The organism is Nitrosomonas sp. Nm58 (assembly GCF_900107335.1).
Lineage (GTDB): Bacteria > Pseudomonadota > Gammaproteobacteria > Burkholderiales > Nitrosomonadaceae > Nitrosomonas.
In genome coordinates this window covers 50,542-66,889 of record NZ_FNPQ01000008.1, presented here as the reverse complement: position 1 = coordinate 66,889, position 16,348 = coordinate 50,542, and the positions used below count along the sequence as shown (strand labels likewise).

General features: G+C 49.1%; 14 protein-coding genes. 1 reads left to right on the top strand and 13 read right to left on the bottom strand.

What is annotated here, in order from left to right:
• Nucleotides 1-4: 4 nt before the first annotated feature.
• From BLW34_RS05130 to BLW34_RS05120, 3 genes are read right to left on the bottom strand one after another with little or no spacing between them, the layout of a single operon-like run.
• A complete protein-coding gene (locus BLW34_RS05130; RefSeq protein WP_090576501.1) occupies nucleotides 5-1,717 on the bottom strand; it encodes a hypothetical protein in 1,713 nt (570 codons plus the stop codon).
• A 10-nt stretch (nucleotides 1,718-1,727) separates the two neighbouring features.
• On the bottom strand, nucleotides 1,728-1,940 hold the full coding sequence (locus BLW34_RS05125) for a hypothetical protein (protein WP_090576499.1): 213 nt from the start codon (nucleotides 1,938-1,940) through the stop codon (nucleotides 1,728-1,730).
• A gap of 6 nt (nucleotides 1,941-1,946) precedes the next feature.
• On the bottom strand, nucleotides 1,947-2,780 hold the full coding sequence (locus BLW34_RS05120; RefSeq protein WP_090576496.1) for a hypothetical protein: 834 nt from the start codon (nucleotides 2,778-2,780) through the stop codon (nucleotides 1,947-1,949).
• Nucleotides 2,781-2,976: 196 nt separating this feature from the next.
• Here BLW34_RS05120 and BLW34_RS05115 point away from each other — a divergent pair, with 196 nt between their 5' ends.
• Nucleotides 2,977-3,753 (top strand): hypothetical protein, encoded by a 777-nt coding sequence (locus BLW34_RS05115; protein ID WP_090576493.1) that lies wholly within the window; start codon nucleotides 2,977-2,979, stop codon nucleotides 3,751-3,753.
• A 641-nt stretch (nucleotides 3,754-4,394) separates the two neighbouring features.
• Here the strand turns inward: BLW34_RS05115 and BLW34_RS16060 are convergent.
• From BLW34_RS16060 to BLW34_RS05060, 10 genes are all read right to left on the bottom strand, one after another.
• A complete protein-coding gene (locus BLW34_RS16060; RefSeq protein ID WP_090576491.1) occupies nucleotides 4,395-4,757 on the bottom strand; it encodes a hypothetical protein in 363 nt (120 codons plus the stop codon).
• Nucleotides 4,758-5,159: 402 nt separating this feature from the next.
• The gene (locus tag BLW34_RS05105) at nucleotides 5,160-5,789 is read right to left on the bottom strand and encodes a hypothetical protein (protein ID WP_090576489.1); all 630 of its coding nucleotides are present in this window, start codon (nucleotides 5,787-5,789) and stop codon (nucleotides 5,160-5,162) included.
• Nucleotides 5,790-5,791: 2 nt separating this feature from the next.
• Nucleotides 5,792-6,574 (bottom strand): hypothetical protein, encoded by a 783-nt coding sequence (locus tag BLW34_RS05100; RefSeq protein WP_090576486.1) that lies wholly within the window; start codon nucleotides 6,572-6,574, stop codon nucleotides 5,792-5,794.
• A gap of 269 nt (nucleotides 6,575-6,843) precedes the next feature.
• Nucleotides 6,844-7,059 (bottom strand): hypothetical protein, encoded by a 216-nt coding sequence (locus BLW34_RS05090; protein WP_090576481.1) that lies wholly within the window; start codon nucleotides 7,057-7,059, stop codon nucleotides 6,844-6,846.
• On the bottom strand, nucleotides 7,052-7,375 hold the full coding sequence (locus BLW34_RS05085; RefSeq protein WP_090576478.1) for a hypothetical protein: 324 nt from the start codon (nucleotides 7,373-7,375) through the stop codon (nucleotides 7,052-7,054). Before BLW34_RS05085 ends, BLW34_RS05090 begins: the two co-directional genes overlap by 8 nt.
• Nucleotides 7,376-7,445: 70 nt before the next feature.
• A complete protein-coding gene (locus BLW34_RS05080) occupies nucleotides 7,446-8,906 on the bottom strand; it encodes a hypothetical protein (RefSeq protein ID WP_090576475.1) in 1,461 nt (486 codons plus the stop codon).
• A 45-nt stretch (nucleotides 8,907-8,951) separates the two neighbouring features.
• Entirely contained in the window at nucleotides 8,952-9,590 is a 639-nt protein-coding gene (locus BLW34_RS05075) for a hypothetical protein (protein WP_090576471.1), read from the bottom strand.
• A 23-nt stretch (nucleotides 9,591-9,613) separates the two neighbouring features.
• A complete protein-coding gene (locus BLW34_RS05070; RefSeq protein WP_090576468.1) occupies nucleotides 9,614-10,534 on the bottom strand; it encodes a hypothetical protein in 921 nt (306 codons plus the stop codon).
• A 146-nt stretch (nucleotides 10,535-10,680) separates the two neighbouring features.
• On the bottom strand, nucleotides 10,681-10,929 hold the full coding sequence (locus BLW34_RS05065) for a hypothetical protein (RefSeq protein WP_090540962.1): 249 nt from the start codon (nucleotides 10,927-10,929) through the stop codon (nucleotides 10,681-10,683).
• Between the two features lie 76 nt (nucleotides 10,930-11,005).
• The gene (locus tag BLW34_RS05060; protein ID WP_090576465.1) at nucleotides 11,006-16,279 is read right to left on the bottom strand and encodes a helicase-related protein; all 5,274 of its coding nucleotides are present in this window, start codon (nucleotides 16,277-16,279) and stop codon (nucleotides 11,006-11,008) included.
• Nucleotides 16,280-16,348: the final 69 nt, after the last annotated feature.

Genomic DNA, 16,348 nt, shown 5'->3' with positions numbered 1-16,348 from the left:
CCCGTTAAGCCGCAGTCGCCGTACCGGAATACGGCACAGCAAAGATTGTCACCGGAATGTAGTTCACTGGAATCACTGGACTTACCTGAAATTCGACCCTCAACACGTCTCCTTCCAGTGAAGCTACAATATTTTTATAGGCCGGATTAGCTGCATCACCCACGATAACGCCAACGCCCTGCGGTTCCGGCCTGGCCAATTCACGCAAGGTCGACTCGGCAATGGAGATAGCACGTGACAGCGTAATTGGGTTACCCCGCTCTCCGCGCAACACATCCAGCGCCTGCCGCACGTTACGAGCCACAAAATCAGCTGCTACGCCCGTTGATACCTCGACGCGGTTATAGTTATCATTCACCAACCAGGTAGAGATGGATTTGACCACCTTGAAGCCGCTATTAGTGTTTTCCACGCACAACACGCCACCATTGATGAGCTGATCGGTATCGGTAGGATTACGCAGATCGCGCTCCAAGCCGCGTATCTTGATGGTCTTGTTGGTCAATGCCGTGCCAGGATTAACGCCCGAGAAGGCACCAGCCAACAATGCCGCCAAGATATACGGTTCCACCAACACGAGCTTGCCTGCGGCATCGTAATCGTAGAAACCAAGATGAACCAAAGATGTACGGTCAGAATTAATCGCTTTGGCTGCATCAATCGCCGCTGCATCCGTAGTGCCTGATACCGTGCCCACAATTGCCCGACGCTCCATCCTGCCGACATTGCTCATGAAAGCAACATGCGTATCCGCCATGGCATGGATGCTGGAATCGCCGGAAATAGGCACCACCCATTGCACATCGACCGTTTGCAGTGTTGTGAACGCGTTCTGCCATTCAGTATTGGTGACTACGCCATCGGAACCACCTGTCAGATAGGTATAGCCGATGTTGGCTGGTACCACCCCTGCATTAGCCTCACGTGTAGCCGTGACGAATCCCTCAGAAGTAGAATTGATCCAGTCAACTACTGCCTGCAGATTGGCTGTCACCGTGTAAGGTGTGGCACTAATCCCTTGATCGGTCAGGCTATCCAGTCCGTTTAATGCCTCCTGATTGCCATTACCATCAAGCACATCAGCCGTGAATCCTGAAACGACATTAATGCGGTCAACCAGTTGTTGCACGGTCGGATAATCGGCAAGAGCGATAGTAGCGACAGCAGCCGCGTCCACTTTCAGGGTAACGGTTGAATTGGTAACGCTGATGGTAGCTGCGCCTGCACCGCCGTAAGCAATGCTGAATGCGTTACGCGCCACGTTATCTTTTGTGTAATACGCAAGACCGTAAGCTGTTGTAACCTTTTTGCCGGACACGGAGCCTGCCTCAACCTTGACCTTGATTTGATTCGCGTGAATGCCATAGTCGGTTGACTTCAGCGTGATTACATTATTGGCAGAACCGTCCTTTAGCACGAGCGATGATTGCAGCGCAGGATTGACGCGCACCACCACCACTTCAGCAGGACCGCCTGTTTGCGAGGATGGGTCGAACGCTTTTAAGACAGCCGTCAACAGATCGCCATTGCGCAACGTTTTGATTGCTTGCGATGGATTGCCGAAGCGCAAAGCTTTGTTCGGTTCGCCGCCGCCAGCGCGACCAATGAGCGCAACCACATTGCCTACGCTTAAGTTCTTGTTGGCCATCGCGGTATCGTCCACCACCGACATGGTGGCGGGTGACACCCATAATCTGCCATTAAAAAATACAGCCATGTTTTACCTCTTACGCTGGTTGGTTAATAAAAGCATCGAACCGTGAGCGAAAGCTCTCTTCGGTATCTTTGACGCGACCCGCTTTCTTCTCGACATGATTAAAAGCGCCAATCATCTCCACACGCTTATCTGTACCGGATAAACGAGTGCAGAACTCGTCCAGCGTGACTGCATCAGCTGGCTTTTCTTGAACCGTTTCGGCGGTTGTTTTTTCCTTTGCCATAATGTTTTACTCCGTGAATACAATGGTTGAATTAACCTGACGAATAATGCTGGGATCATCCATTTTGATTTGTGCAGGAGCGATGCAAGAGAAACTGCACATGCTTTGATAGACAGGCGCCTGATATGAAGTGAAGTCCTCCACATCACGCTGGTTGGTTTCTATTTTGATCATGCCCTCATGATCAAACAGTGACAGATTGGCTTGAATAATCCGCCGGACTGCCTTGCGCATTTCGATACGCTCATCTGGATTCAGCGACCAGGTAACAATCTGGAGTTGAACGCTTGCCAACCAGCCTTCGTGAGCCACCCAGACACCTTCATCCTCATCGTAGAAATCCGGCAGCAGTATCTCGCCAAGACCGCGTTCAACAGGGGATTCAGACTCAAGGTGAACGGTCACGCACGGCCAGCGCGTATCCTCGAATACAGGAGGAGCAGTCAAAATAGGAACTGCGTTATAGTCATGCACAATGCCTCCCCGCTCGACTTCTACACGAAAGCCGTAATCCAGTCGGTCACGAAGCAAGCCCAGCACATCCGTGCTCGCATCTTCATAAAAAGCATGCGGCATGCCTGACGCAGTAACACTCTCCAGCCAAGCGCCATCAACCCAGTAGTAAACCTTGTAGTAATAGAGCTGATCGTTTACCAGAAGCTGATGATCTACGACTGTGCCTTCATCTCCTTCATAAACTAGGAAGGCGTTAGGATCATTGGCTCCTGAAAAATTATCCGATTCTTTGCGCAACACACGCCACTTGGCAGCTCCAGAAGGAGGGTTAAGCAGAAGTCGGATTGCGTTTCCGGATGCGATAGGCTGAATGAATCTGATCATGATGTCGCAATCATTGCATCACGACACGAAAACGAATGAGGTATTAACACGCAAGCGCTTTAAATTGATGCTTACCAAATAAACATTACTGTCACTCAACATAGTGCACTTACCCACAACCTTATCCACGGAAATTGTGGATAAATGATTTTTTACTGTCGTGAATATAAAATTTCGGCATCAAGGAGTCCCAGCCATGGCCGAGTTCAGAATCAGTGTGGATTTGTCAGATGTGATAGCTGCTAGCAGAAGCATTATTACTGCAGAGATATTCCCATTACTCAATCAGGCCGTGCGAGCCGTCGCACAGCAAACAAGGATTGACTGGCTTGAATCGGTGGAACGAGCGCGACTCTGGCGGGGCGAGAAGGATGCTTATAAGGCAACGATCCAGTGGCAGATGATCAATGAATTTGAAGCTTTAGTGTGGGCTGATTACAAATACGCGGAAGAGATCGAGCAAGGCCGCCAACCCAAGGACCTTAAGCGAATGCTCAATACCAGCCTGAAGGTGCGCACATCGCAAAAAGGGAGCCGATTTCTGATCATCCCCTTCCAGCACAACACGCCAGGCGCGAATGCTACCGGACAGGCTATGCCGGATGAAATCTATGATATGGCTAAAACGCTGTCCTCGTCCATGGTGACTGGGCAAACGCAACGTCTATCAGGCACCGGCGCATACGATATTCAGTCAAGGAAACGATTGACGGTCAACCAGAATATTTACAAATGGGGAGGGAGTTTATCGGGAGACTCTATTCCAAATCGATTCGCTGGCATGCGTCGCTTCGACACCAGCGCAGGCGGAGCAAAACGCAGCACTTATTTGACATTCCGCGTTATGTCGGAGAAAAGTAATGGCTGGATAGTGCCTGCCAAACCCGGTTTATTTCTTGCCAAGGCCGTAGCAGAAGCCATGCAGCCAAGAGCGGAAAAAGCTTTTCAGGAAGCTATTAGAATGGCTAAGTAAAAAAATTAATGGACATTTCTTTATCTTGTCTACCTAAGAAATAAAAGCAAAGGCACTTTATATGTATATGTAGTAGCTCAGACTTGAGTTAACAGCTTCAAAAATTAGTTTTCATTTAATCTGGCATTGATTGACTAAATTCGACCGAGGCTGCGTCAAAATGCATTACCAAACCTAACAAATATTAGAATTGTCCCACTGAGCGGTCAGAAATGAGTCAATACTCAATGATTGACTCCACATTGCTCAGTATTTTATTCAATATTTAGCATGATCAAACCACTGGTTTTTTCAGTTCTAGCGTTTTTACACAGCCTCGACCAAAACCAGCCAGTCAATTTCTTTCAATAAATTTCCGTTAATTTGGCTAAATAATATGAGACAGTTAGCGCTGTCATGATCTCCAGAACTGTATATCGATCCATTTGTGATGATATACAGTGGATAAACCTAATAAAGGTAGCAATTTTGTTGTCATTAATGCCAAGAGTATGGAAGATATACGGAAACTTTATAACGCTCCGCTTAACCGACCCGCAACAAGTAAGCGAAGCGCCGCTTGCCGTGGGTACGCGTTGAAGCGGAAGTTAGGCCACAACTCGTGGCCGCTAGATCACCAGCGTGACGCGCACCCTGCAATGTTAGAGCTTCTTCGCAATGGCCTTCGCGATCTTGTAACCAACAACGGCCCCGCCAACAGCGAGCGCTCCTGTGGCGATCGCCCCCCCAACGGGGTTCGCAAGAAATAAAACAATGCCAGGCAAGGAAGCCAATTTTGCCGCCCCAAGAGCTGAAACAAACGGCGCGAATCCAGCTCCCACTGTGAGCGAAGTGGTTGTACCCGCGGCAGCGGCAGCCACTGCACTTGCAGCAGCCCCAGTAACGGCCCCGGCGACCGCTCCGCCTACAGCTGCGCCTTTCTCGGCGCCGACCTTCTTAATGGTGTCCTTACCAGAACCGTTCTCATTCTTCACCGCATCCTTTTTGGAGTTGTCCTCACTCATTGCAATCCTCCTATCTATTGATACACCTGCGTCAAGACACCGCTCCTTCTGGGTATGACGTCAAAAATGAAATTTAATTCCATTTTTAAATCTAAAGTGTATTTATTTAATTTTTTATTGTTGCAACTTCAATTACTTGACACATTAATAATTAACTTTTGATTTGGAAATGGAATAACACAGCAAACCGCATGTTATCTACCCATGTTTTATGGGAATGCGTCAATTTAGTTTTCATCATAACAAACATCGTTAGATCCACAAAAATCTGATGAATAAACCTCGGTTGGGCCAAATGCGTGACAAACTTAGGCTTAAACCCGCTTTAGACATTGAGGTATGCTTTTTTACCGCACACTTGGGCAAAACAGGCATCCTTAGTCAATATAATAGGATTCACAATTACCGCCCAAACAAATCAAATCGCCTCACTACCAGCTTTCTGGGAAGTCTTGAGCCATAGTGATGATTTCTGTCACCGGGCACCTCATCCCAGGCAAAATATTCTGAGTACCTGGTACCAGATATGCTGTAATGAGTGCCGGCAGGAGGCGCACCAGAAGTCCAGGATAACTGCCCATTGCTCGCTACCGAAGGAATGCCACCTTCAACAATGGTATTGCCTGAGACGATCCAATATATCTGGTCGATATTCTGCACAGGGAAGCTTATTCTGTCGTTTTGTCCACGCACTAACACTAAAGAGAATTGGTCGGTCGCATTCAGCATGGTCACTCGGTCAAATTGCCCTGCTTCATAGAGTAATGAGCTTTCAGGTACGCTCAATACTGCATCGCCTGCCTCATACCTTCCAAACTGCGCCCATTGACGCAGAACACGCTCACTTGCCATGCCAGCCTTAACAGAAACCGGATTAGTCCAGCTTCTACCCTTCCCGCCGCATATCGGGCAATTGGGCTTGGCTGCGCCACTATGCGGATTGACGCACGGACACATGGATGCTTTGCGCCACAAGAAATCTTGCCCCATCCCAGCCAAGTGATCATTGAACCAGTCAACGCTGAACTCCATGATTAAACATGCCCCAGAAATGCAATGCGTGGGCCGTGAATAGCATCTCTTAGCGCATCCAGCTTATCCTCGATCCCATCATGCCATTTCTGCAAATCTACGCTCATAGACTGACTGAGACCATCTGAAGAGATCGATCCTGATTGCGGCAGGAAAGCATCCTGCATTATCCTCAAGATAGCCATTTTCTTGACCAAATCAACTAAATCCGGGTAATCCTGGTTAGGGTTACTCAACCCTGCTGTGTAGCGCACATGAATCATGAAGGGCACCGTTCTGCCACCACCTAATGCCTGCATGATGAACGCGGACAATGGCGCAGAGAAGGATTGAGCAGCAGGAACCAGCCGGATATGACCAAACTTTTTATCCAGCCTGATCCACGATTGCGGAATTTCAAACACCTGATTGGTTGGAGCAGGATAGGCAAACTTGATAGATTGCACTGAGATGATCGGTTTCTCTTTCGTGACAATATATCCCCATCGTTCTCCCGTGAAAAAATGTGAATCGTAGTCATACGCTGCTTCCTGAGCATATTTCGTGTTGGCTGCCTCCAATGCATCAATCTCATCTTGAAGCACATCGTCAGGAATCATGACTGTTGGTTCAAAATAGATTCTCAATTGCCTAGATGCATCAGCTTCAGCAGCTATCAACTTTGAATTCAGGTAGTCATCCGACAGGCTGGATGAATTGGGCAAAGCATATTTTGAAGCCAGCATTAATTGATCTTGCCTCAATAATGCTGTTGTCGCAGTTAAATCTGGAAATAGAGAACTCAATTTAACCTCCTACGACAAATCACAAAATCAACTGAAGACCTTGCGTCTGGATGAATTGGTAAAAATCGCCGTCGTCAATGACCAGAGAATACGGCCCGTGGAACACAGCCGCACCGTCCGCTCACTAATAGCGGCAGACTGCGCTGACGACGCGCCAGCCGCAACAGATTGCGATGACAGGACACGCGCCACCGGATATACGTGCTGCGCACCATCGGTTCCGCGCTGAGATTCCGAGGCCCCTGTGTCTCTATCCAATGATCTCATGGCTATTCAGCTATAACGCCCGATGCTCTGAGCGCGTCCAGCAATGCATCGAATTCAGCTTTTGTTGGATTTGCTCCCGCAGCATCATCAACAGCAACAGCCTGTCTTGGCAATACGGCAACCGTCTTTTCAAGCGCAATCAGGCGTTCACCCAAACCAACTTTTTTAGTTCCTGGTGACACATTGTTCAGAATTCTTTTCTCTTGAGATTCATTCATTTGTATTTTCCTTATCTTTTGACCGGATTATCTTCTTGTGCTTGCCAGCCAGGCCGGATTGACTTAATGAAAGCCCTGCCCCCTTGACACCGCCATCTTCTACAATAGGCTGATTAACAGACTCATTGCCAGTTGATTTAGCATCTACATCAATCAGCTTATATCCGCCGATCTTAAGAAATTTACGGATTACTACCTCACCCAGATCATCCGCTTGCTTGACCGACACCATACCGCCTAACTCATAAGGCTCGAATTCGATCCCGTTAATATCGTTTGACGCATTAGGCAAGGTGCAAAGTAATCGTTTAACCATTTCTCTGTCTCCTATACAGCAGCACAACAGGAAGCCATAAAGCCTCCTGCCGCGCTATCTGGTTAAAGCTTTATGCGAATGGCTTCCACAGCGCGCCGTTGCTCACGATATTCTTGATCAGAACATGATGACGGCGTTTCCCGATACGAAGATAGCCGAACAACAACTGCGCCCAAGGAACTACTGCGCTAACAGTAGGATAGAGCGGGAATTTCAGCATAGGAAGTAACTGTCTCCAGGTGATTGCCATCGCGCCTGGAGCCATATTGAGAATATAGGCATTGGTCGATCCGGGGATTTCACGGTTCAGATCGACGTAGGTTGTGGTAGCACCTGATTTTGCTACTCGCGCCATCTGACGCACATCATTTGCGTTGGCTGTTCCATTCAGGCGACTGCGGTAGATCACATATCCGGTCTCCTCTCCGCCAACTGACGCGGTAATAGTCAGCGTGACTTTATCGCCAACCGCAACAGCGACCTGAGCAGATGCCTTGCCGGTTGATTCACCTGCAGCATTAACGCCGGTAACAAAGTAGTAATAATTGCCATCATGCGCAGCGCCAAACTTTGAGCTAGCATCACTTGTGGCGACTCCTGCGACAGAAGCCGGTTTGATCGCATTCATTGCGGAAGCGTCAGCGGCATTGGATGCTTCATGCGGCATTTGTTGGCGCTCATCGCGGATGAATACGTCATTAACTGTTTTGATGTTACCCCAACTGGTGCGAATACCGACCACGGGAGAGCCCAGGCTGATACCGCCTCCAGGCACATCGTTTAACGGTACGCGCCATGCCGGATCAAGTCCAATATCAAAATCGGATTGAGTAAGCTGGCTCATGAAAAGATGTGTTGGCGTGCCAAAGTTGCCATATCCGGCGATTTGCGCAGCGCCTTTGCTGATCAGATCAATAGATGCCAGGGACTGACCCTCTGCGTCCAAGATGTTATCCGCAGACACCTGGCCAGCATCAACACCATCCAACAGCAATGCGCGCAATCCGTCATACTCGGTAGGAACAACCGTGGAATCGCCCTCAAAGCACAGGTATTCGGCATCCGTCAGCAACTGCAATGCGCCATTCTGAGCTTCAACTGCCTCGGCATCCGCAATCGCATTTTGCAACGTTTGTACGAACGATACTTCCCTGCGAGTCATCAGGTACTTGACCATGCCAGTACGACGATTGTACTGACCTTGCGCCGCACGGATATTGCCCGTCTCAGTATTAGTCGATCCGCCTAATCTACCGCCAACGCCTGATTGCTCAGTCCATTCATCTACCGTAGCCGTTGCATTGGTTTTTTGCAGCTCGTTGAATAAAGCAAAATGCTTATTCTCCTGGATAGTGGACAGCATGGTTTTTTCGAGCGACTGAATACGCAGCGCACCGCCACCAGTCAGCTGCGCAACATCAGTACCGTAACCCGCTTCAAGCGCCTTCTGCAAATCTTGAACATCCCCCAACGACATCTGACCAGTACCTGATGCATTGCCGGTCAAAGATTGGATTACTTGTGGATTCATTATAATTTTCCTTAACTTAGTGACTAATGATAACGATACGGGAACTTAGCTGATTACTCTGCTAACGATGTCCGACGGAATCGGCATGCCCTTGTTCAGATACGCTTCCGCGCGAGCCACGTCATTGCCGGTTATTTTTCCGGAAGCTTGCGCACTCAACGCCTTTGTCATGAATTCATTTGAAGACATGCCTTCTTCCTGAGCAGACTTGACCAGAGCAGTAGGCTGCTTCTCCACGACGCTAACAACCGCCTTGCGTCCGCGCCCCTGACCGGACAATTGGCCGATCTTTTCCTGTAGAGACTTAATCATGTCTCCCTGTGATTTGATGAGCGTGACCGCAGTGCCAAGCGCTTTAGTCAACGTTCCTTCATTCTTCTCGATACGATTCATCAACGACTTAACCAGCTTGGTTCCGTCTTGCGCTTCAATGATTTCTCCGCTATCAAGGGTGAATTGAAATGATTTGGTCATGTTTTCATCTCCAACTTCCACTTCATCGTCACTTGGATCGTCGTCGCTTTCTTCTTCATTTCCATCGACATTTTCATTCTCATCACTCACATCGCCTTCACCACCTTCAGCCGCCGCAGCTTGGATCTTTTTATCATCCTCGCCAGTGTCGTCGGATGGCATGGCCTTGCTCATGGTTTCGAGTTCGTCTAACAGTTTTTCAAAGCTCATAATTTTCTCCATATCTCCGTTTATTACCCGCCCGACCTGATTGCCTGGCGATTTTTCAACCCACGTTTTAAATCGCGCATGAAGCGCTCAACACATTCGGCGGCCTCGTCCCGAGACAACCCGAACTTCTGCGTGCAATGCGCAATCAGGTCACGTATGCCTGGGTTCTTACCGAGACTGCCTTTATGCAAAGCCTCCGATAAGCGATTGCGTAATTCAAAATATCCAATGGGATTGCCATGCAGGGATTGCTTGCGCAATGCCGCGCCGCCCGACAATTGAGCGGAATCCGTGCCGTAACCTGCTTCCAATGCCTTGGCGATATCAAGACCGGATGCCCCCCAGCTCTTGACGAGCACACCTATGGGAACGGTGGCCACTGTGGGAACCGCTGGATTGACTGGCGTTTTGCTAAAACCGATATTAGACCAGCGCACTTTTCTGATAACAGTTTTGCGCGCTTGTGTATTGGCATCCAGCTCAACAGCTTTTTCCATGATGCTTCCACCTACGGATGGATACCATCTGGCTGGAGGCTGTATTTCAGTCAAGCTTTCCCAGAATTGATTGGCCTGTTCAGCAGCAGCACCTTGACCAGAATAAATCTCGCCTTTAACAAATGTCTTGGCACCATCAAAGCGGACATCAAGCGGTCTACCAATCTCGTAGTTCTGATAATCCGGTATGCCTGCATACCCTTTGGCCGGATTGGGCTTGCCGATCAAACTGAAATGGTCGATATCCAGATTTCCGTAGCGCAGAAACCAGTCCGCGCTATCCTTGAGCGCTTTCTGCAGAACCACTTCATTCTGCTGGTCAAGCGCCTCGTTGCTAGCTTCCAGATAAATCAGACGCTGCCCAGACTCCATCGCAGGAGTTGCCTTGAGCATGCTCCCGATGCTTATGTAATCTGGTGTCGCTGCAAGTATCTCCGCGTCGTTCATGCAGCAATGTTTGCATCACGACTTGATAGATAAGGGATTGATCACAAAAAAACCGCCAGAAGGCGGTCAAAGTGCGCTACCAAAGCTCACTGGCGAAATCGCCAGTGAGAAATCGTTCTCTCTCACTTGGAGAATTCCAAGTGAAACTAAATCCGAATAGATGCTTTTGCTTGCGCGATGATCATGTGCAGTAGACCACGCTCTTTGATTAAATTCATATATTCCTGCGACTGGTCCAATGATGAAGACCGTATTTGCTGAATGCGCGCATTGACTTCATCCAGCCTCGTTTCAGCCCGCTTGAGTATCAGCTTCTCGCTTTCATTGATGCGATGCTGCATGACGGCCAACTCGCCTAGCTGTCTCCTTGAGCGATCCTTGAGATCATCAATCAACAGCGTGTCTCCAGAAAACTGTCAGACGCCGGGGAAACCCCGCAACTGACAAGCAGCATGGCAGAAATAATTGCTCTCAAAACAACCCTCCTTGATTTTGTGTTAGTTCTCGCTGGCGCAGGAAATAAGCCAGGCCGGTATCATCAAGTCCTTCCAGCGGGCTCGTAGTCAAATCCCTCAACTGATACTTTTTTGCCAATCGGTCTCTTGCTCTGCGCTCAGAAGGATGGTCTCCAACCAAATCAATCAATTCAATATCATTTTTCTGCCCAATCCGGTGTATACGCGCTCTGCGTTGAGCGTGCGTCATCGCAGTATTCACCACGTCGTACTGAATCAGGTACTGACCGCGCTGCGCGTTTAGCCCCGTGCTTGCAGCATCTGACGCCACAAGAATATCGGCTTTCGGTTCTTCACCCCCATCGGGGCTGAACATCTTGCGCTTACGATCCTTCTCAGCAGACGAATCTGCTCCTGATATCGTAACGACGCGCATCCCTTCCTTTTCCAGCCGCGACTTGATGGATTCAACGGCTTCCAGGCTGTGTGAAAAAATAATTCCTGGTTTCCCGCTTCTCGCTTTGACCTGTTTCGCCACTTCGTCCAGTTTCGCAGATTCTGGGTGAGCATTGATTATTCGTTGCGTAGCGGACTCACGGACAATCCCAATTGCGTTTTGCAACGACTTCGCAATCGATTCATGCCGATCTTCGGGAACGCCATCGAACATAGCGGGATTCACCCGTTTTGCAGCTTCAATATCCACCTTGCCTTGCATTCTGGCAATGCGCATAGACGCCAAATCCTTATCCAATGAAGACAGAGCGTGTTTCTGGCCTTCACTGAGCGGCACGTTCACCACATCGCTTTTGATATTGACTTTTGGTTCTATCTTGTGAGGATAGAAGTATCTTGCCATTTCTCGACGCAATGCATCCTTTGATGCCAATGTATCTGTTCCGTAGCGGCGCATGAACTCCGCTCTGTCGGTATATCTTTCCGGTGCGACCTTCTGCAACGCGGAGAATATTTCCGACGCGTCATTGCGAACCGGGTCGGCGGTCATGCTCACATAGTAAGGAGTATTTGCAGAAAAAGAGCCGATCACGTTGGACATGGCGGAATCTTCCTTCCCTTGACGGTCGAGAAGGTTATGACCTTCATCGATCATCATGTACTGAAAATCGATTCCTTCTTTCTCCATCAGATCACGCGCCCACTCTTTGCGTTCTGCGTGAGTCATCACTGATACACGCTCAGACATTTCTTTTGGCGGAATACCCGCGCGTTGCGAACCCAGATATAACAGATCGTCACGAAGCGATTGATGAGTTACAACACAAAGATGATTATCAGGATTTTTATATGCCGCGATTCGCTCCGCACGGTTTGCGCCAGGCTCGATGTGCCAGTTAAACTTGTTCGGCTCAAGATACCTGATGGCCTCTCCCGAAAACTGCCCTTGGACTATGCTTGGAACTACCGCAATCCCTCTTTTTACAAGCCCTTGCTGATGAAGATGGGTAAATCCGCCGAGACCGACAAGCGTTTTTCCGGATCCCGCGCCTAGGTGCAAGCCGATGCGCTTGTTTGCCTGAATCAGCTTGATAGCCCGCTGACGCGCGTAATTATCGCCCCCGCTCATCGATGGATTCCAGAGTTTTACGGGTTGCCCCGGCTTAAAGTTTTTGCCGACAATACCCATCATCCCGGCAATCTGCCGCTCTGCTTCATGCCCTACTGTATGCCGCTCATCGCTTCTTAATTCTTTAATGGCTTCCTCAGCAGGCATTTCCTCAGTAGAAAAGAAATCCATTTGCGACTGTTCAAACGCTTCCTGACGTTCTCTCACCGCATCCAGTTTGTCAGAGACAGAACCTGCAGCATATCTGCCTTGAGAGCGCTCACGCAGACTGTCTATCAACTGCCTTTGTTCTGCCATTCTTGCTTCCCGCGTTTCCTGGTCTGTTGCATCCAGATGATTCAGGTTATTACGGATAACAGACCGGCCTATCTTCAAAGGATTATCGGGATTCAGTTTATTGTGCTCATCAACAAACTTTTTGGACACGCGCGAACGAATCATGTCCTGAATGGACTCGTAGGCTTTTTCATGCCCACGCATCGTGTCAATATACTTATCCCAGGTTAGAGATGCAGCATTAACCTTCGCCGCAAGCTCATCACGCTGATTGCGCCAAGCCGACCATTCCGGGTTAGTAGCCGTGTCGCCAAACATATCGACAAACTCTTTTTCCGGCTCGTTTTTGTCCAATTGCTCCAGGTCTTGACGCAACATGCTGGATTCCGGGGTTTCCTTCGCCACATGACGATAGAAATACTCTCTAAGCGTCCTTTGATCAGTATGGGTCAACTCGCCTATCTGCTTATATGCCGCCACACCCTCCGGTGCCTCTGACAATGCGCGATGGAGTGCATCAACTGATTTTTGGTTAATTTCAAACTTTTGACGGTTGATCGGGGATCTTGATCCACCGTATCTGGATTGTACAAATTGGTCTGCATATTGCTCGAAATGGTCAGAGAGTGATTCAGCTCGTTGTATTTTTCCATCTTGATCCTTTAATGGTGCAACAGCATCTAGCGCAGCTCTGTACGCTTCATCACTACCTGCTTTCCGGAAGAAATCCAGCGATTGAATGTCAGCCAGGATATCGGCAGGCGTATCGCCATCAGCCGTGCGTCCACCGATATAATCTCGCAGTGATTGTTCCGGGTCTTCGCTTGGTTGAAATGGGTCAGCTAACCTTGGCGCAATGCCCGGATTAACATTTATCGCCAAATCTGGTCTGTTGGCAACACCCAACGGCAGCCAATCATCTTCATCGTGATCGCCACGCATGATCGAGAGATTATGTTTAATCTGCTCTACATCTTCGCGATTAACCGGCTTGGCTAATCTATCCATACCGCTTGCATTGACGGTCAGGAAGGTTTGCCCTGCAGAATCGTCAATTTGATAATCCCCACGCTGCAATCCGATTGCCCTAGCGCGCACAATTGCACTTTCGACAGATAGATTGCCTAATGGTACCTGCACCAAATCTTTTGCGCCTTGCTTCAGCGCCATCACCAGAGCAGCATTGGCCTCCATTTCTCCTAATGCTTGCCCGATGATCTTTTGCGCATCAGTCACCGCAGCCCGGCGCTTGGCATTGAGCTCTTGTGCGGTATTAAGATCAGCCCCTGTTGCACCCTCACCTATCTCAATTTCACGCGCCACATCCATCAATTCACGTGCTTGATTAAGTGCCTGATCGCTGGTTGTCATGTAGTGGTGAAGGTGAAACTCCTGCATGCCCTCAGCAATCCGATCTACATCCTCCTTCAGATCGGCATGGACTCGCCTCGCCAGCACCTGCGCTGCACCGGCTATACCCAGCACATCTACCACTGAGCGATCTACCAAAGCATCACCACCCACAGCAAGCGCCAGGGAATTAATGCTGTTATAAGCACCGATACCCATATATTTTCCAACGGTTTCCTCCGGCTTATCACCGGCTAACCGCTGAAATTCCGTCAAAAATGTGCGTGTTTGCGCAGTGCGCAGATCGTTTTCGATATCTTCCGCGATTTTCTTTTCTATATCAGGGTCAGCCGCATACTCAAGCACAAACGCCTTTGGCTCTACCTTTGCACTGGCCTCATCCACTTCAGCCAGCTTCATTTTTGCTTGCTGGTTAATGGCCTTCAGCTTCTTTTCTGCCTTGAGTAATTCGACCGCAGCTTTGGCATCTTCCATTACACTCACCGCGTTCGATACAACCGGCTCCCGGATATTTTCCAGTTCCTGCTTCAGCAGCCTGGATGTTTCACCTAGCCTGATTGCCGCCTGCCGTTGCGCGTCAGTCATTTGCGCAAGCTTTTCTGAGCGGATGGCGCTTGACTCAGCTTTCAAGTCTTCCTCAGTCAGCCCGGCACGTTCAGCGCGACCTTTATAATCAGAGCTATATCCAAGACCTCCATTCTGACTTGGGATGGGTTTAAGATCATCAACCGACAGACTATCATCATCCTGCGTATCAAGAGGCACTTCGCCTATCCCGGCAGACAATCTCGCCTCTTCACTCGACAGCAACTTTTGACGCTGCAGCTCGACTGCTTGCTTGGCTTTTTCCAGTAAGTTTCTATGGTGCTTGCCGCGTAGCTTGTTGACGGCGGCATCCGACAAATGGCCGTATTTATGCTCCGGGAATTCGATTGATGATTGCTCCCAGCCCATTGCTTGAGAGACAGACTGGATGTACTCTCTTTCCGCGCCCCTGCGTTGAGCAACAATAGCTTCTCGCGCTCGGCCCTTGGATTCGCTTATACCAAGCTCTTTATCCTTTTTTCGCTGTTCTTTTCTTTTCTCAGCTTGCGCCTTTCTGCGCTCACCAGCCTCTTTCTTGTAATCGGACTCAGAGCGGACATGGCGCAATTTCAGGTAATTAAGCTTGCCGCCAGCGCCACCAATGACGCGCATCGAACCGTCTGATTCCTCCTGAACAAGCAATGGCTGGCCTTTTGCGTCCTTGCCATTAGGGTGAACCGTGATCCAGCGCGCACCCGCCGGAATCGACTTCACCAAATCGGCGTTGACCGTCGTTAGAAAGTCAACTATAGTATCTGTGCAGCAGCGACGGAAGCCGATGGGTTCTGATACCACAGGTTTACTGCCGGTGGGGTAACTCCCGGATTCAGTAGAGTCCCGAAAGACCGAAGGCGCCGATCCAAATGGCTCACTTTTTTGAAGTGGGCCGTTGTTTTTTGTGCGGTCTTGACTGCTCAAGATTTTCTTTACTTTGTCTGCCGACATCGCATACGCGGAATCAAACACATATAAACCGCGTGCTTGACTCCACGTCAAAGCAACCACAAGGTGCTTGCCTCCATAAACGCGCTCGAATAACAGGTCAGCGCCATAATGAATGGCTTTCGTTTGTGGAAACTCGATTGTCCTAGCAATGCGATCCATTAATATCGCGCGTTCACGAATAAATGATCTCGGATGCAAACGTTTTTTTGGATTATCGTAACAATCTGGGTTTACGCCAGGATCTGATTTTTCAGTAAAAGCGTGGGTTTCATTGGACGGGAAATCAACCTTGATCTTTATTGTTTTTTTCCATCCGTCGCCGGAACGCGAAAGATGAACCGTCAGGTCGGCCACCTTTCCACCGAGATTTTTACGCCACCACGCTCTTGCCTGTTCAAATGATTCGATTCCGGCGCTTGACTCAACATGCATGGATGGTTTATGCGCAAACTCACCCTTTTCATTGCGCGAGTGATCGGATTCATTCCATTTGAGGGGAGCTGATTTGATAAATAAGATTGGCCTCATGGCCTCTATTTTGAGGTCACGACATATGTGTTTCCAGACAAGAGCAATCAAAAATTGCGTTAGCCATGA